This is a genomic window from Streptomyces sp. NPDC003393, from assembly GCF_053589015.1.
Genome location: NZ_JBSFRB010000007.1, coordinates 1 through 16,078 on the forward strand (window position 1 = coordinate 1; position 16,078 = coordinate 16,078).

Sequence of the window (16,078 nt, forward strand, 5' to 3'; positions counted from 1 at the left end):
CGACACCCGGGCCGCCAGCATGCCCACCATCAGCCACAGAAAGCGAAACAGTCCACCGACTCCGTCGGCGGACCGTCATGCAAGATCGAGGCTAAGAAGTGCTACGGACTTGAGTAGTTGTTCAGGAGAGGCTGACCCGTGAGCACGCAAGAAAAAATCAATGAGCTGCGCCTACAGAAGCTGAAGTTGCTCGATGATCATTACAAGGAGGTGCAGCGCCTTCGAGTGGCGGTCGATCTGAAGGTGCGAGATGTTAGCCGCAAGATCGCTGAGCTGGGCAACAGTGACGTGAATCTGCCCTGTCTTGTCCGGAAGACGCCGGGCCCTGATCTCACCGTGTATCACTCAGCTGACAAGCCGTGCGGACGAGTTCGCGACCGGCGCAACTTTGCAGACATGCCCGAGAACAAGGCCAAGGACGCGTCACCATACGTCTGGCTGGAACGGTGCACGGCTTGCGATTGGCGACGAGCGGCACGACTGCACGGTGATCGTCTTGTGAGTAGCTGAACCACACATTGGTGGAGGCGCAATGGCGATTCCCACCCTGAGCGATCTTAAAAACCGTCGTGGCAGTGATGCCACCGTGGGTTCAAATCCCACCGCCTCCGCGCGATGAGCAGTGAGAATGGCCCCTGACCTGGGTAGTTGGTCGGAGGCCGTTCTCATGCCTGGGTTCTGTGGCTGCCCGGCGTTTCCTGTGGTTTCCCGCTCGATCGAGCACGGGCGGGGCGCGCGCACAGCTATCGAGGGATCGGAATCTCGTAGACGATCTCGCAGAGTGCAGCGGGCACGACGATGTCCGCGGTCTCCACGGGCCGCCCCTGGTCGCTGTAGTACGTCCGCCGGATGTGCGTGACGAGCGCGCCCTTCTGAACGCCCAGGAGTGAGGCTTCCTCGGCGGTCGCCTGCCTCGGCTCCGGCTGCTCCACGGCGTGGCTGACGGTAATGCCGATCTCCGCCATGCGGTTCACGACTCCTGCCCCGGCGCGCGGCCCTCCCTCGGGGAGGACGACGAGCGTGCCGGCGGTGAGGTCGTACGGCTCCCAGCTCGTCGACAGCTGAACCGGCCGGCCGTCGGCGAGGAACTCGTACGCCGTCCGCACGCACAGCTCACCCTCGGCGATACCGAGGCGCGTGGCGATCTCCGCCGGTGCCGGGACCTTGGCCTCGGTCCGGCTCTCCCAGTCGCCCTGCCTGCCCACGGCCTTCATGTCCGCCCGGAACGGGGAGCCGCTGGGCTGCTCGCGCGCCGATGACCGGACCACCCGTACGCGCTGCCGTGGCTCGGCGACGTAGGTGCCGGAACCGGCGCGGCCTTCCAACACACCTTGGGAGATCAGCAACTCCTGTGCTCGGCGCACCACGTTGTCGCCGACGCCGTACTCCTGGCCGATCTGGGCGCGGGAGGGAAGTCGGTCCCCCGGCTCCCACTCGTGCTCCGCGATCCGTCGCCGTAGCTCGTCGGCGATGCGGAGATAGGGCGGCTGCTCAGGCATATGGAAAATCTAGTCCACTAGCCCTAATCTAGTTAACTAGCTTCACTGAAAGTGATCGCCGCTAACTGGAGGGCTGCCCTGTGCCTGCTTCCAAGGTGCGCGCGGAGGCCATCGCAGCCCGGTTATCGGCCGTCGGGCTCGCCACGCGCGTGGAGGAGCGCGACGACTGCACGGCCATCGAGGCGGAGGTGCCGCAACCACTCTCCGCGGAGTCATGGCGGGAGGTCCTGGACGCGGTGGCCGACGCCGACCGCTTCGGACTCCTCGCCACCAGTTCGAACGACCGCACCCTCTGGGCGGTCGTACACAAACGGTCCCCGCGACGGGCTATGTCTGGGGACCGGGTCATCAGCGATAGGGGCTGAACACCGTGCTCAATCGTATCCGCCGTACCGCCTCGCGCTTCAGGGAGCGGTATCTCCACAAGGGCCGGCACCGCCGCTCCGAAACGCCTCCGCGGCCGGTGGCCGTGTCCCCGGAAGTCGCTTACGGCGCAGTGCTGTTCCTGCGTCGGCACCGCGAGCACACGGGCGTTCTCGTGGGGGAGGAGACGTCGCTCGTCCGCCCGTACGTCCTGGCCAGTGAGGCGCGAGCACGGCACCGCTCGGCGGCCGTGAGGTGCGCTCCCCTCGCCGGTCCTTGGTACGCCCCGGCGGGTGACCGCTGATGCCTTCCTGCCAACAACCCCACAGCACCCAACCCGGGCCCGACTCCTACCGGTCGACTTCCTGCCGCATCGGCACACACCATGCCTGCGCAGAGTCGTCCCCAGTCACTGCACCGGTCGACGTGCCGGTGATCTATGAAGCCTGCGACTGCTCGTGTCACACCACTGCCAAGTGCCCAGTACCGACAGAGGCAGCACGGTGAGGGGGTCGGCACTCAGCGGCGCGGTGCTCTCCCTCATCGAGATCACCTCGACCAGCGTGCAGCTCGGCGACGTCATCCAAGTCGGGGGCCAGCAGTGCCGGGTGACCGACCTCTTCCAACTGCCCGGCGGAGCCAAACGACTCGCTTTCGACTCGGGCGAGTTGCTGACCATCCACACGGGGACCCGGCTCGTCGCCCTGCGGCTCGTGCGAGTGAGAGGCGGTGAGCCCGCCCGTGCCCTCGCGTCGCGACACCATCGCCGATGACCTCCGGGAGCGGATCGTCACGGGTCGGCTCAAGCCTGGCGAACGCCTGCCTTCTGAGGCGCATTTGGCCGCGCAATACATGGTCAGCACACCGACGCTGCGGAACGCCCTCGCCGTACTCCAGGCGGAAGGCCTCGTCGAGAAGACCCACGGTAAGGGGAACTTCGTCCGCCGTCCGCTCCACAGGATCACGTACGTCGGCGGGAGACGAACCCCGGATGCGCACAGCATGGATCTTGCACCCCTGAGCCTCACCGTCCACACCACCAGAGTGCGGGCCCGCGGGCATCTCGCGGCCCTGCTGAAGATACCGACTGGCAGCCCCCTGACTGAAATTTCCTGTCTCGGCCATGAAGACGAGAGACCTCACAGCCTGGCGCGCATCTACGTCCCCTGCGACCTGGCGCCGGCCACCGTGCTCCGCGATCCACTGCGTACGAGGCGGTAGTGACGCGACTGACGGAACTCCGCCCGCCGCCGGCTGAGGTTCGGGAGGAGATCAGCATTCGCCTCCCGACACCGGAGGAGGCATCCACTCTCCGGATCAGCTCTGCCTTGGCAGTCCTCGCCATTACCCGCCAGACGGCCGACACCGCTGGACGCGTGGTCGAGGCGGCCCTCCTGGTGCTGCCGGGAGACTGCGCCGACGCGGTGTTCACCACTCACTACGTGATCGACGAGAGGCCGACGAAAGTATGACGACGTCAAACGAACTGCGGCTCCTCCCTTGGACGGGGCCCGATGGCAAGCCGTGCTTTCTCAACACCGATGACAGCGGCGGCTACATGTCCCGCCTGGCCGACAACATCGAGTCAGTACAAATCGGTACGGCAACCGAACTACTGAACCAAGCGATCGACATGCTCGCCGCCGACACGGCCCCGGACGACATGCGGCTTCTGGCGAAGAACCTGACCGGAGCCCTGAGGGACACGCTCCGCGTGGCGACCAGCCGGGGTCACCGCCTGAACAGCCGGTCTACTGATCACCGGTCCCGCTGACCAGCGGACCTGACGAAGCCCACGGCTCTGACCTGGTCGGATGCCGTGGGCCTCTGTCGTTGTTGGCCGGCATCGGGTGACCTCGGACGGCCCCGGGACGGGCCCGGGACGGCCCCGGCTTCGCCGGACCGTGGACCGTCCTCGTAGCTGTCTCGCGGGCTTATAGGTCCATGCGGGACGCACTGCCGCCGCGCCTGACGACAACGTGTGCCGGCCGGAACGGCAGACCGCGCAGCGTCGGCTCCATGACCTTGAAGAGAGCGTCTCCATCCGGTCCGTAGGCGTAGAGGACGGCCTCGCCCGCACCGAACTCGTTACCGTCGAACTCCCCGACCCCGGCCTCATCGATCGCTGTGGCCACCACCTCCCCAGCGGCATAGACCTGCTCTCGCTGGTTGGCGTCGCCGAAACCGTCAGCGGCAAGTCGGAAGTGGGCGATCACGGCGTGCTCGTCGCCCCCGCTGTCCGGGGCACTGGGTGTCTCCATGGCGGAGACATTCTCATCGAGCTCTGACATCGCCTGCTTCGCCGGAATCAACGGGAGTTGGTGGCACGACCTCTTCGCACCAAGCTACCCGGCATGCTCGCTGTCCTTGGGCTGCTGCGCCTACCACCTGCGCTGATGGTCCGCTGACGTCCACGATTGTTCGCGGTTGTGCGTCGCGGTTGTCACGCAGTTACGTAGACACTCACCACTACGGCCGGCGCTATTGCACCAACCGTTCGCAGTGTCGATCCGCGCCGTCAGAGGTTCCAAGGAGCTGACAGGCAGCCAGCGTTCCCCCACGAGTTGCCCCCTGTGACCGGGCTGTACTGGAAGGCGAGTCGAGGTGCCTGCTACGCCGTCGCACGGATGAGTTACAGATCGCGACGCATGGTTCACAGCCGCCCTCTGCGTCCGTAAATTAATCACGGTGGGTGTGGGTCCACTCCCGGATGGGCCGTGTGTAACCGTGGGGGCGGGGATGGGGGGGGAACATTGACTGGCTTATTTAGGGTCATTTCGGACAATGTGGTTGATGGTCACAGGTATGTCCACATAACGCCACACGATCCGAGTGCCTTCGCTCGTGCACTTGCTCCTCTAATCACGGCACACTACTTCGATGAAGTAGATGCCCGGACCCGGCTTCTGCGATCAGCCGAAGAGCTGACGCTATTCAGTGGCGAGTCCTTCACGATCAGCGAGGACGAAATCCAGGCCGCCCTAACCGAGGAGAGAGACGCGCTGTTGCCAGCAGCGTGGAGGGGCGACCGCGGTAAACACTTTGATGTACAGCGAAGCGAATTCGGCGAAATTCTAGCCGCCGAGGCACTAAAGCAAGTTTTCGGGACCTCGATTCCAGCTTCAAGGATCAAGCACAAGGAGATTCCTGATCAGCAGACCCGAGGTGCCGACGTAATTGGGCTGGAAAATGAGAATCAACAGGTTGTGACCCTTGTGCTTGGCGAAGTGAAGGGTTCTCAGGCTCAAAAAACACCTCCGGGAGTCGTTTCTGGAATGGAGGCGAAACTCCTCGAACTGGTTGGCTCTCGCCGCGCCCTGCTACAAGAACTGTGCTGGCTCCGAGACTACGCTGACGAGGAATTTGTAAGCGTGTGTTCACGAATCCACACATCGTTCGTCCTAAGAAGAGACCATCTTCAGTTTGTACTAGCGCCACTACTGGTTCGCACTGTGGATACGCACCATGAAGATGACCCTGGGGCCTTCAAGACGGATCCCGATAATTTCGGGCATCCGATTAGGTGGGTTAGTATAGTAGTCGAGGGCCTGAATTTTGGTCGCCCGAGAATCTATTCGGAGACAGCCTAAATCCTCTGGTGCAGGTTATTGAAGTTCTGGCAGATGTACCTGAGATGTCTTTGTCGCCCACTGATGAAGCTGGCGGGTTGAATGCGCGACGAGTCGCTGGCGTGTTGCGTGATTGGGTTTCCGGAAAGACTCTGCCCGAGATTGCCGATAGTTGGTTCTCTCACATGGATAAGCCGCTGACTTTTACGGGGCGTTACCTGTTCAAAGACGTGGCGGGATATCTGCCGTGGGGTATTGGAGCTCTCCAGTTGGTGGAGCTATCCGGTGCTAATTCGGAGGCCACTTCAGCGGCCTTTCATGTTCCCGCCATGGCATTTTACGGGGTCGATAGTATTGACTCCCTTCCCCTTCGGATGGTTGGTGTGCCAAGGGCGGCCGCAAAGGCATTTGGTGAACGAGCTCCGCGTTTCTCGTCGTTCCGGGAAGCTCGGGAATGGGTTAGCGCGCAGCCTGAGTCGGCTTGGATGGGTCCATCCAATAGAAATTTTTCTGCAGATACATTGAGGACTGTTTGGGAAGCGGTTGGGGGATCCACTGCCTGATGTAATACAGAGAGGTCGGTGGAGCGGCTTTGGGCTGGAGCTGCTTTGGGGCGAGTGATCTTGGCCCCGTAAGCTGATGGCGAGTCGGGCAGTCTGTGGACCTGCCCGGTAAAGGACGACGTTGGGGCCCTGATCTTAGAGGCTCGCCCCAAAGTGGCTGGCTAAAGCCGTGGAGCCGACCGCCCCAGCCACAGAGGGTTTCTCCCCACTTCGTGCCCGCAGCCGCCGAGCGCGCCGCCGGGCGCGGCCAGCCGGGGCGGAGAAAGGAGGCAGGCCGCGCCCGGCGGCGCGAGCCCGCGCCGTGCGCGGGCCTTGATGAAGTAGGGAAAGTTTTATCCCGCTGGGATGAGCTGCTTTGTGTCTTGTCTCGGTTGATGCTTGACGTTGTGGCTTCACCTGATGCTTGACACCGCTTGTCTCGGCTTGGGGTCAGTAGACCCACGGCCCAGGGAGCTCTGCCCGAATGGTTTCGAGATCGGCAGGCGTACGTCCACGCGCGTGAATCCAGGACTGGTCCTCGATGCCGTCCCGGCGCACCAGTCGGCCGGGAGCCGCATACCAGCGCACCGGCGAGTCGTCCGTGCTCGCCCACATCGGATGGTCAGGCAGGTCCACCCGCGCATAGCGAGCGTGGAGGCTCGGCACCAGCGCGTCCGGGAGTTCGCAAGCGTCGTAGAGGCTGTCCGCCCCAAAGAGCGACTCGCTCAGCACGAGTTCCACCCAGGCCAAGGACATTCGATCGAAGAAGGGGATCCAACCCTCGCGCGATTCCACCACTACCGGCGGATCCTCCTGCTCGATCTCGTCCAGCGGAATCCCCCAGTTCGCGCAGTCCTGGTTCTCGCGCCGGAAGACCAGAACACCGTTCAAGGCATCATCGACGTAGAGCCCAGTCGACCGGACCAGAGGGTCCTGCTGTCGGGTCAGGTCGTCTCGCCGGCCGAAGAGCTCAAACCCTTCACGCAAGGCAGCCGGAAGCTCGAAGCCCAGATCAGCCTCCGCAGCCGCCAACTCGTCCTCGGCGCAACCGTCATCCAATCGCAGACGGCAACCCATCCATGCATCGGCGAACCAGCGCACGAAGTCCCATGCCTGGCAGCGAGTTTGCACCCCGCCCCGCAGCACCACCGACACGTCAGGGCCGTCCAGCATGCCGAGGACGCTACCGCCTCCCTCGACCACCCGACCGTGCGGGGAGGCATAAGCGGCCCGGCCTCGTGATCGTTCGCACCTCGACTTGACCCACCGACGACATGAGATGTCTAGGGCAGACGCCAAGCATCACCCGACGCCAACCCGTCAACCATCAACTGAGACTCGACAGGGATGAGCTGCTTTGTCCGATCCCGGTAGATGCTTGACAGTTCGGTCCCAGCTGATGGTTGACAGTGGCCGTGTTCGGCTTTTCTGTGCGCGTCGTTGCGGTGCGTGTGGGGAGGCCGGGATTGCCGCTGGTGGAGTTGTCGGTTGTCGAGCAGAGATACCGGGCTGTGCTTGCGGTGCTGGCGGGTGCGACGGTGACCGAGGTCGCCGCGTCGTTGGGGGTGTCGCGGCAGACGGTCAGTGGGTGGAAGTCGAGGTATGAGGCGGCCGGTCTGGCGGGTCTGGCTGATCGTTCGCGCAGGCCGGCGTCGTGTCCGCATCAGGCTTCTGCTGAGGTGGAGGCGGCGGTGTGTGAGCTGCGGCGCAAGCACCCTCGCTGGGGGCCGCGGCGGATCGCGCATGTGCTGGAGCGGTCCGGGGCGGTGAGCCGGGTGCCGTCGCGGATGACCGTGTATCGGATCCTGGTCCGTCACGGGCTGGTGGAGCCGGGGGTGCGGCGGAGGAAGCGGTCGGATTACAAGCGCTGGCAGCGGGCGCGTCCGATGCAGTTGTGGCAGATGGACATCGTCGGCGGTGTGATGCTGGTCGATCCGGTCACGGGTGAGCTGACCGAGGCCAAGGTCGTGACCGGGGTGGACGACCATTCCCGGTACTGCGTGATCGCGTCGGTCGTCGAGCGGGCGACCGGGTGGGCAGTCTGCGCGGCCACGCGGTGAGTGATCACCGAGGACAGCAAAAAGGCCCGGGTCCCTGACCTGGGCCTTCTTCATGGAGCGGGTGACGAGAATCGAACTCGCGCTCTCAGCTTGGGAAGCTTGGGTGCTTCAGGGGCGGGAAACCTGCTGACCTGCGGCGCAACGGTATCGACGCCTGACGTCCGCGGCTTGCGTTCCCCGGTGTTCCCCGTGGTTTCCCGCACGACCTGGCACGGTTCTGGCACGTCTGCCGAGGTGCCGGCCGCAGGGACAAGGGCGTTGTCAGTGAGGGCTGTTAGCTTCGGTGCCAGAGATGAGCCGGTTCGATGTTCTCGCTGAAGAACACGGCGGCCAAGGGGGGGCCGGATAGGGGTCCCCGGACCACTGGGTCCCGGGACGCCGAATGGCTCCGCACCCACCCCCCTCACAACCTTCTGATCCGTAGCTCTACAGAGATCGGTCATTGAAGGTCATACAGGCTGCCGGGAAGCTCATGAGGGTCGGTGTGGGGGCCTGCTGGTTGCTGGAGTTGCTGTACTTCGCTGCTGTACCGCAACTCCCTTGCTGCCAGCTCGCTGCACTTAGCTCAACGGGCGTATCGGAGTCTGGTGCACTGCGTACGCCCGGGGTTCTGGGCGTCGGCGGTCTCCGGTGCCTTCGTCAGGCACCAGGAGACGACGTAAAAGCCGCCGTTGCGGTCCCAATAGACGTTGGTGCGGACCGCCACCGGCCGGTGCTGCGAGGCCGGCGTTGATCTGGGCTCATCTGGCCTATCCCTGGACGCGGACTGGCAAAAGAATTGCTTCAACCAACTTTCGCAAATTTTCCCCGCCTGGGTCATGCCCTCGCATATCAATGATCGAATTAACTCCGAGAAAGGCGGGAATCTCGATCGATCCGGCTCCCGGAAGCAGAACCGGAATCACTCGCAGATGTGCACCCTTTTTCCTTCGCGTGACAGCTTGCTGAAGCAGAGCGTAGTATTCTTGCTCTTGCCACGGCCCCATCGAGTTAGGCCCGATAGCCACAATCGCGCAAGGCACCGAATCGATGATCGACTCGATTTCTCGGGTGTGCTGGTCCCCAGCGGCCACCTCAGCTTCATCAATCCATGTGATCACTCCCTGGCTTCTGAGATTCTGATTCAACGCCTGAACGATTCCGCGGTCTACGCTGTTATAGCACATGAATACGTGGTATTGATCTATTTCCTTGCGCAAGCTGTAGCTGGTGAGTCGCTGTTGCCGTGCTTGCTCTTGCACTGCCTGTCGAACCAAACGTGAGGTCTTTCCATCTTTGATTGCCGAATCTCGCAGGAGACTATCCATCATCATTGTTACGCCACAAACAGGACAGATCAAAGTTTCGTGACCCATTTCCTGTCTGCGCTCGACCACTTCCGGAGGCAGTTGATAATTGCATGAATAGCAGGTATAGATGCGCTCGCGCACCACACTCCCGGAAAGAGCCAACTTACGTAGCTGGAAGTCGACATACCGAAGAAATGACAGCTTCTGCTCCGGCGACACTCCGGAACCGAAAAAGACTACAATTCTCCCGGCGACGTCATCCTTGTTGGCTTCATAGTGAGCGGCGAGACCGCAAAAGCTATCTGTGTCAAAATCAAATATTGCCGCGTTCTTAAAGAGTTTGTAGTTGGATCCAAATCCCAATGAATTAACAAGAAGGACTGTCACCGTTGAGTAGATCGCGGAGACATGACCTTCGAATTTAAATACTACCTCGATGGTATATCCATCCGGGTAGTCAGGAAGATCGGTCCGAAGTTCGGATGGGAAAACGATCATTTGCCCCTGCTCGGTTGGGACTCGAAGAGCCAAGCCCCGTCCGACAACTTCCTCGACCGCTGTGACTAGCATGGCCTGCTCATCGCTGGCGCGGGGCAGCGCCTCATGGTCATACTCGCCTCGCTGCGCACGACCTTCCTCGATGGCTCCCAAGCCATCTGGTTCGCTTCTTGCAGCGTGCGCCAACCAGGCCACATATGAGTCCAGGAGCTCTGGTTGAAGGAGCCACCGATCGCCGAAAGAAATGCGAGCTACCAGGCCCGTTGCTTCGAGTCTACCGAGACAAAGCTCCAGCATCTCGCGTGATACGGAGCTTTCAGGGTATGCATCGATGAATCCCTGCTCCAGTTCTGGTTGAGTGACTAGCATCACTCCACGCTGCTTTTCAGAGATTAGGTACTTTCTGATCTCTGTGAATACATGAGGTGCAGCAATGACCGGAAGGGATTGCCAAGGGATGGACCTACGAATGGTCGTGATTAGATCACCTACGCCAGCTCCACTCTTAGCGCTTGTCTCGTGAAACGCATCCATTCCATATCTTGCAAGAACTTCAGATATTCTTTCCTTACTGACTGAAATGCCCCCTCGATCACTTCGGGCGGATACGAGAATTTTGATCAAGGGAGCACCCGGTACAGCAGCTTCATCAAGGGCCTTTGACCAGTATGAGACTCCCCGAAACGGCTCGCTCTCACTCCTCGCATCGAAAACGATTAGTCCTACCGATACGTCCCTGAGCGAGAGTTTATGGAAGAGGCGATAGCCTGGCTGGCCGGCCAAATCCCATAGCAGTAGCTCCCTTTTTTCTCCGTGCTCTACCCTACCCACAAGTTCTTCAGAGTCCAGAGCCCATACATTTCGCGCATGCGTGGATTCGGTGGGATGGAACTCCTTTCCTGACACAGCAAGAGATAGCCCAGATTTCCCGACGCCACTATCCCCAACAAGGACGACCTTTGCGTTGCGATAGTGCGATATAGATCCGGGCTCCGGGAACAGAAGAGAACTGGAAAGGCCGTATGTGCGTACTTCTCTAACGGAGTGGCAAACGAAAGTTGCATCAAAACTATGTGGACGAAGTCCGGCAAATTCAGTTCGATGCCACTCTTTAGAGTCAGAGTCAGGATTATAGGTACCTAGCATTGAAAAGGTGCGCACATCGATGACATGTATCGTACTGTCTTCATCCGATGCTACGACATAATCGCCAGTGACTGTGGTAGATACCGCAGAGAACACATCACCAGTCGGGTTTTCGTAGATATTTTCAATGCCGCCCGTGCTACTCCAGATCCGCAGCGTTCCATCCAGGCCGCTGGTTACTATCCTTCCGTCATGCAAGCGCGCTACATCGAGTACGGAGAATTCGTTGTGTGGTCTAGGTAGTTGAATTTGGATCGACGCTTCGGGGAACATCGATGCGTCGCGGTCGAAGTCAAACGATTCAGGGCCTGCGTTCGTGAAATCCGCGTGTTGATCCAATATGTCGTCGCTCAGGTCCGGCTCGAATTCAGGTCCTCGCTCGACCTGGTTCCAGATGGCCAATGCATCGTCCGACACGCTGACAATACGGTTACTATCACCCCACTCCACAAAAACGTGTTGCGAATGGGAATCCGACCATGCCACTTGATTCATGGTCTCCAGGTCTAAGACCTCAACGGCTCCCGTCGAAAAGCCAAGGGCAAGCATCGTGACGTCCGGAGACCATGCGATATCGAAAATCGCCTCCGGGAAAGAGAGTGCTCCTTGTTCTACTTCGCGACATAGGTCCCAAATATGCAGGTCGCCTTTATCGATGGATGCGAATAGGGTGCTGTCGGGACTCCATACGCCCCTGGTTCCCTTGACCCTGTAGGTTTTCCGGGCCTGAGTCTCGATATTGACTATGCAAAGCTCGCCGTCTGAGAGAGTGGTGGCCAGCTTCAATCCGTCTGGAGACCAGGCGCACGCCAAGATCTTCTTGCTGAAGGAGACCCGGTGCTTGGGCTCTGGCATCTTCACTGGCAGCTCCCCGTCATGGTCGCTTGACTACCTCTGTGTTGCTGTACGGCCCCTACCGCCGCTCCCACCTGGCTCGTTGTAAGCACCGTCGGGCCGGGTCGGCACAACATCGGCCTAGAGCACTAGCGTAGGAAGAGGACCTTGCGTGCGGGGCTCAAACGCCCAATTCAGCGGCAGGTTGGGCGTGGGGGCAGCTCGCCGGTCGGAACCTGGGGTCAGTAGGACCAGTACCTCTGACTGCCTGGCGCTGACCAAACGGCTTGCCTGACAAGATCGTTGGTCACAAGGACCGTGGCCGACGGCCTAGACAACGTCGCCTTAGCGAGCGCCCCTGTTCCGTCATGAGGGGGCGTCAGCCGACTGAGTGGTTCCTATCCCTCTGGCACTGGACCGGAGTACGCTACAGCAGTCTCGCACGACTCGATCAGCTGGTGCTGGGCAAGTAGCGAATGGGGATCTCGTGGCTCGCCGCACATTCTTCAGTTTTCATTACGAGCGTGATGTTTGGCGTTCGGCAGTAGTTCGAAAAAGCGCCGCCCTTAAAACGGACATCGCCTCACAGTTCATTGACGCGTCTCTATGGGAGGAGTCTAAACTCAAGGGCGATGATGCTCTGCGCAAGTTGATTAATGGGGCTCTCTACGGAACGACTGTCACAGCAGTGCTAATCGGAGCCGAGACGTACAAGCGGCGCTGGGTAAAATACGAAATCTCCCAAAGTGTGGCTCGGGGCAACGGCTTGTTCGGTATCTACATCCATAACATCCGGGATCAGTACGGAGACAGAGTCGTTCGCGGTCTCAACCCGCTTCCGCCGCAGTGTGCGACCTATGACTGGGTGAATGATGATGGATACAACAACCTAAGTAAATGGGTGGAATCTGCCTATGGCGAAAGATGAGCAAACACAATGTGACTTTTGTGTTATTGTGGCAGAAAGGGCTCCAGCAGTTGTCGTCTGGCAAGACGATTCAAGCTTGGCGTTCTTTCCTCTTCGCCCTGCCGCGGCTGGCCACACACTGCTGATCCCGAAGGTTCACTATGAAGATCTCTTTGGTATGCCTGAGTCGGCACTTTCGCGTTTGATGCATGCAACGGCTTATGTCGGCCGCGGATTGAAGGCGGCTCTTCGTCCAGATGGAATGAATATCATCCACTCGGCCGGCGAGGCGGCGTCTCAATCAGTGTTCCATGCTCATGTCCATCTAGTGCCCCGATGGGATGGTGACCGATTTGGTGATATCTGGCCCTCAAGCGATCTACAGGTGAGCGAAAGGAAAGAGGAGATTGCGGAGTTGGTGCGGGCCGCGCTTAACCCCTAGTAGCGCTGATGATCGCGCCGACGAGGAAGACAATGTCTAGCAGGCCAAGCGTGCCATAGAAGTTCAACATCGTATGCGACCTCACGACCCTTCCCCAGGGCACCGCAGCATGGTAGGTCTGCACGTTCATCGAGAATAGTTCGACTGTGACAGTGGGCTTTCGCACGTCATCGTAGAGCTTCCGAAACAAGCGCTCTTGTCTAAGAAAGTAACTGTCGAGAAGCCAGAAGCCGACGATGGGAATAAAACCAGCGGCTGCGATCTTCCAGTCGAGATTACTTACCAAGAAGCCGAAGAACACTCCTGCGACCGTCATCGTCCATCCTTTAATTAGGAAGGATCCGTTGCCCAGGCGGCTTACTATGGCCTGGATGAATTCAAGGTGCTTGATTTCTTCTTGCGAAATCGAAGGTACGTCGGCTCCGTGCGATGTCATAGGGCCCCCTCCCTGTACGGCAGTAATGCCCAATAGGTAGCGCATGGAACGCTACAAGCACAAGATCGGCCGCGTTGAGAGCAGCAGAGGAGAAGGTCGGCGGAGCGGGTTTGGCCGGTGGCCTGCCCGGTCTGGGGTCGAGCATGATCAGGGGGCCGTACGCTGGTTGGCAACTCGGGCAGGCTTTGGACCTGCCCGCAATGTGCACGAGTGGCCCCCTGGTCTTGCTCGACGCGGGACCCGGACCGGGGAGGTGGCTAAAGCCGTGGAGCCGACCGGCCCCAGCCACGACGTACCCCCTGACGTCGGGCGACTGACTGCTGTGAGCGCGGCACGGGCGCCGGCCGGGCTGGAGCGGGGCGGAGACGGAGCGCAGGCCCGGCCGGGGGCCGTGCCGCGCGCGGCGAGCGACGCGAGCCGCCTTGAACCCGTGAAGAAGGTTGTAACTCAGGTGGCGTCTGGGATGTGCCAGAGTGGGGCCTGGTACTGCTCCGGTCGGCTGTTGATGAGCAGCTGGCGCAGGGGGCCGCGCTGAGAGCCGTCGAGGTTCAGGGCCTCTGTGATGTGGCGGAACGTCGTGTGGGTGACTCTGCGGCTTCGGGCCTCGGCCTCGAACTGGTTGAGCTGCGACAGGACGGACTCGGGGTCGAGCTTTCCCGGCGGTTGATTCTTGAGCCATGCGGCCTTGTTGCGCTCGTAGTCGATCTCGGAGAATCCGCAGACTTCGCGGCTGTGGGCCTCGACCTCGTCCAGGCTGGTGGTCGTCGTGATGGCGCGGGCCAGGTTGTTGCGGCTCAGGGCGTCGTCCAGGTCGACTGAATGGATTCTGGGTCCCTCGTCGGTGAGCGGGACGGGGAGGCCGGCGTCCCGGACCTCGCAGGTGCCGCGGACTCCTCGGGCGGTTGCTGCGAGCATCGCGGTGGCCTCGGAGGGGTGCCATTCCAGGACCGTACTGATCGGCTCCACGTCCTCCGCGGTGAGCGTGTGGACGGCCGGGCCGAGCAGCGGGCGTAGGTCGTCCGCCGGGAGTTCGCCGTCCAGGCCCGGTCCTGCGATCAGCAGTCGGATGGGCGCGTTCACCTGGCATGCGGCTGCCAGGGTGAGGGCGTCGGCCAGTGGGCTTTTCAGCGTCGGCTCGTCGCCTCGGGCGAGGATGTCGCCTCCGACATCCAGGAGATCGATCGACGCTGGTTCCAGGTGGCTGACCAGCTCTTCCAGTTGGAGCGTGACGCCCTCGACGCCTCGGTGTGGGTCGAGTAGCGCGAAGGTGTTCGGGAGCTCTGCCGCGAGGCGGGGGAGCGTGGACCCTGCGGGGGCGATGGGGCGGGCCTGCACCGGCACTGCCCATACTGCCTGGGTGAGGGGTTCGAGGCCGGTGAAGTTGTCCGCACCTCGCGGACCTGGCACCGGATCGATGAGCAAGCGGTCCCACGCGTACGTGAGGATTACCGCCTGGTCCCCGTCGCCGTACAGGGCGGCGTCAAGCATTGCGGCGGCGACTGCGTCGCCCCCTCCTCCTGCTGCGACGATCAACCGCGTCATGCGGACAGCGTACGGGTTCGAGGATTAGCCACTCACTCTATAGTGGCCAGAGGCCATAGCCACTTGGATAGGGAGGGAGCATGCCTCAGATTGAGGAGGCTCAGCCGAAGTATCTCCAGATCGCCCACTTCATCCGGGACCAGATCCTTCGGGGAGACCTGCGGCCGGGCGACGAGGTTCCCTCGGAACGGCAGCTCGCGACGGACTGGAAGGTGTCCCGGCCCACGGCGGCCCGCTCGCTGGAGGCGCTGAGCAATCAGGGTCTCGTCGAGAAGCGGCAGGGGTCCGGCACGTACGTGAGGAGCCTGGAAGTCAACCGTCGGGCACGCGAGTTGTACGGGCGCGCTCGGCAGACGGGAAAGATCTACACCCCCGGCGAGTACGCGGTCATCACGTCGGCAGGGTGGCTGGAGGCACCCGATTACGTCGCTGAGGCCTTGGGGCTGGTGAAGGAGCGGCGTGCTGTCCATCGCCGGCGCGTGACCAACAACCAGGACGGGCCCATCACGCTGTCTACCTCGTGGTTCGCTCCGGACGTCGGTCACAGGGGGCCCAAGCTCCTGGATGCCGAGAGGATTCAGGAAGGCACCCTGATGTATGTCGAGAACATGACGGGCCGTAAAGGGAGCTATGCCGAAGACCGCATGTGCGCTCGGGCGGCGACCGACGAGGAAGCGTCGGACCTCCGACTTACGCCTGGCTCTGCTGTGTTGATCGTTCATCACGTGGTCTTCGACCTCCAGGACCGGCCGTTGGAGTTCGCCGAAGCCACCTACCCGCCCCACCGCTGGGCGTTCGAACAGGGCTACCCGCTGACCTGATCGACCGTCAGTTCCGCTGAAGTGCTTGCGGGCCGCAAGTGGCCAATGCCACTATCCAGTAAGTGGCTAAGGCCACTTACTGGAAGGGGGCACGGTGTGACGGATCGGCAGCCGGAACAGGGGACGCGCT

At 61.5% G+C, this 16,078-nt stretch carries 14 protein-coding genes, 1 tRNA gene and 3 pseudogenes; 12 read left to right on the forward strand and 6 right to left on the reverse strand.

Annotated elements, in window-relative coordinates; translation table 11 throughout:
* The first annotated feature begins 138 nt into the window (after window positions 1-138).
* Both ACWDUZ_RS09350 and ACWDUZ_RS09355 read left to right on the forward strand, forming a co-directional pair.
* Window positions 139-510 carry a hypothetical protein gene (locus ACWDUZ_RS09350; protein WP_451631205.1) on the forward strand — a complete coding sequence of 124 codons (372 nt, stop codon included), beginning with the start codon at window positions 139-141 and terminating at the stop codon, window positions 508-510.
* 13 nt (window positions 511-523) lie between these two features.
* Window positions 524-611: transfer RNA gene (locus ACWDUZ_RS09355), tRNA-OTHER, on the forward strand.
* Between the two features lie 132 nt (window positions 612-743).
* On the opposite strand, the gene ACWDUZ_RS09360 is transcribed toward ACWDUZ_RS09355, so the two are convergent.
* Window positions 744-1,499, reverse strand: a complete 756-nt coding sequence (locus tag ACWDUZ_RS09360; RefSeq protein WP_451631206.1) for a GntR family transcriptional regulator — start codon at window positions 1,497-1,499, stop codon at window positions 744-746.
* A gap of 80 nt (window positions 1,500-1,579) precedes the next feature.
* On the opposite strand from ACWDUZ_RS09360, the pseudogene ACWDUZ_RS09365 reads away from it, so the two are divergent.
* The 4 genes and pseudogenes from ACWDUZ_RS09365 to ACWDUZ_RS09380 all read left to right on the forward strand — a co-directional run bounded on the left by ACWDUZ_RS09365 (window position 1,580) and on the right by ACWDUZ_RS09380 (window position 3,636).
* Window positions 1,580-1,857, forward strand: a pseudogene (locus ACWDUZ_RS09365) (hypothetical protein).
* Between the two features lie 481 nt (window positions 1,858-2,338).
* Window positions 2,339-2,635, forward strand: a complete 297-nt coding sequence (locus ACWDUZ_RS09370; protein ID WP_451631207.1) for a hypothetical protein — start codon at window positions 2,339-2,341, stop codon at window positions 2,633-2,635.
* Window positions 2,604-3,334: pseudogene (locus tag ACWDUZ_RS09375) on the forward strand (GntR family transcriptional regulator). Before ACWDUZ_RS09370 ends, ACWDUZ_RS09375 begins: the two are co-directional and overlap by 32 nt.
* Window positions 3,331-3,636 (forward strand): hypothetical protein, encoded by a 306-nt coding sequence (locus ACWDUZ_RS09380; protein ID WP_451631208.1) that lies wholly within the window; start codon window positions 3,331-3,333, stop codon window positions 3,634-3,636. The pseudogene ACWDUZ_RS09375 and the gene ACWDUZ_RS09380 overlap by 4 nt, the downstream one beginning before the upstream one ends.
* Before the next feature lie 160 nt (window positions 3,637-3,796).
* Here ACWDUZ_RS09380 and ACWDUZ_RS09385 read toward each other — a convergent pair whose 3' ends face one another.
* A complete protein-coding gene (locus ACWDUZ_RS09385; RefSeq protein ID WP_451631209.1) occupies window positions 3,797-4,123 on the reverse strand; it encodes a hypothetical protein in 327 nt (108 codons plus the stop codon).
* Window positions 4,124-4,648: 525 nt separating this feature from the next.
* On the opposite strand from ACWDUZ_RS09385, the gene ACWDUZ_RS09390 reads away from it, so the two are divergent.
* The gene (locus ACWDUZ_RS09390; protein ID WP_451631210.1) at window positions 4,649-5,452 is read left to right on the forward strand and encodes a Hachiman antiphage defense system protein HamA; all 804 of its coding nucleotides are present in this window, start codon (window positions 4,649-4,651) and stop codon (window positions 5,450-5,452) included.
* Window positions 5,453-5,460: 8 nt separating this feature from the next.
* The gene (locus ACWDUZ_RS09395; protein WP_451631211.1) at window positions 5,461-5,994 is read left to right on the forward strand and encodes a hypothetical protein; all 534 of its coding nucleotides are present in this window, start codon (window positions 5,461-5,463) and stop codon (window positions 5,992-5,994) included.
* 429 nt (window positions 5,995-6,423) lie between these two features.
* Here ACWDUZ_RS09395 and ACWDUZ_RS09400 read toward each other — a convergent pair whose 3' ends face one another.
* Window positions 6,424-7,146: an SMI1/KNR4 family protein gene (locus tag ACWDUZ_RS09400; RefSeq protein ID WP_451631212.1), complete on the reverse strand. Its 723-nt coding sequence runs from the start codon at window positions 7,144-7,146 to the stop codon at window positions 6,424-6,426.
* A 308-nt stretch (window positions 7,147-7,454) separates the two neighbouring features.
* On the opposite strand from ACWDUZ_RS09400, the pseudogene ACWDUZ_RS09405 reads away from it, so the two are divergent.
* Window positions 7,455-8,024, forward strand: a pseudogene (locus ACWDUZ_RS09405) (helix-turn-helix domain-containing protein); the annotation flags it as partial.
* Between the two features lie 758 nt (window positions 8,025-8,782).
* Here the strand turns inward: ACWDUZ_RS09405 and ACWDUZ_RS09410 are convergent.
* Window positions 8,783-11,752, reverse strand: a complete 2,970-nt coding sequence (locus ACWDUZ_RS09410; protein ID WP_451631213.1) for a TIR domain-containing protein — start codon at window positions 11,750-11,752, stop codon at window positions 8,783-8,785.
* A 535-nt stretch (window positions 11,753-12,287) separates the two neighbouring features.
* On the opposite strand from ACWDUZ_RS09410, the gene ACWDUZ_RS09415 reads away from it, so the two are divergent.
* A complete protein-coding gene (locus ACWDUZ_RS09415; protein ID WP_451631214.1) occupies window positions 12,288-12,728 on the forward strand; it encodes a TIR domain-containing protein in 441 nt (146 codons plus the stop codon).
* The gene (locus ACWDUZ_RS09420) at window positions 12,715-13,149 is read left to right on the forward strand and encodes an HIT family protein (RefSeq protein WP_451631215.1); all 435 of its coding nucleotides are present in this window, start codon (window positions 12,715-12,717) and stop codon (window positions 13,147-13,149) included. Before ACWDUZ_RS09415 ends, ACWDUZ_RS09420 begins: the two co-directional genes overlap by 14 nt.
* Here the strand turns inward: ACWDUZ_RS09420 and ACWDUZ_RS09425 are convergent.
* Both ACWDUZ_RS09425 and ACWDUZ_RS09430 read right to left on the reverse strand, forming a co-directional pair.
* Window positions 13,139-13,585 (reverse strand): hypothetical protein, encoded by a 447-nt coding sequence (locus ACWDUZ_RS09425; protein WP_451631216.1) that lies wholly within the window; start codon window positions 13,583-13,585, stop codon window positions 13,139-13,141. The two genes, ACWDUZ_RS09420 and ACWDUZ_RS09425, sit on opposite strands and share 11 nt — an antisense overlap.
* Window positions 13,586-14,032: 447 nt before the next feature.
* Window positions 14,033-15,127 carry a DUF1152 domain-containing protein gene (locus ACWDUZ_RS09430; protein WP_451631217.1) on the reverse strand — a complete coding sequence of 365 codons (1,095 nt, stop codon included), beginning with the start codon at window positions 15,125-15,127 and terminating at the stop codon, window positions 14,033-14,035.
* An 80-nt stretch (window positions 15,128-15,207) separates the two neighbouring features.
* Between ACWDUZ_RS09430 and ACWDUZ_RS09435 the strand changes: the two genes are divergently transcribed.
* Window positions 15,208-15,948, forward strand: a complete 741-nt coding sequence (locus ACWDUZ_RS09435) for a GntR family transcriptional regulator (protein ID WP_451631218.1) — start codon at window positions 15,208-15,210, stop codon at window positions 15,946-15,948.
* The last annotated feature ends 130 nt before the right edge of the window (window positions 15,949-16,078 follow it).

Coding starts and splice junctions, on each gene's coding strand:
- ACWDUZ_RS09425 (WP_451631216.1), bottom strand. CDS start 13,585: ATGACATCGCACGGAGCCGACGTACCTTCGATTTCGCAAGAAGAAATC.
- ACWDUZ_RS09385 (WP_451631209.1), bottom strand. CDS start 4,123: ATGGAGACACCCAGTGCCCCGGACAGCGGGGGCGACGAGCACGCCGTG.
- ACWDUZ_RS09430 (WP_451631217.1), bottom strand. CDS start 15,127: ATGACGCGGTTGATCGTCGCAGCAGGAGGAGGGGGCGACGCAGTCGCC.
- ACWDUZ_RS09420 (WP_451631215.1), top strand. CDS start 12,715: ATGGCGAAAGATGAGCAAACACAATGTGACTTTTGTGTTATTGTGGCA.
- ACWDUZ_RS09360 (WP_451631206.1), bottom strand. CDS start 1,499: ATGCCTGAGCAGCCGCCCTATCTCCGCATCGCCGACGAGCTACGGCGA.
- ACWDUZ_RS09435 (WP_451631218.1), top strand. CDS start 15,208: ATGCCTCAGATTGAGGAGGCTCAGCCGAAGTATCTCCAGATCGCCCAC.
- ACWDUZ_RS09380 (WP_451631208.1), top strand. CDS start 3,331: ATGACGACGTCAAACGAACTGCGGCTCCTCCCTTGGACGGGGCCCGAT.
- ACWDUZ_RS09400 (WP_451631212.1), bottom strand. CDS start 7,146: ATGCTGGACGGCCCTGACGTGTCGGTGGTGCTGCGGGGCGGGGTGCAA.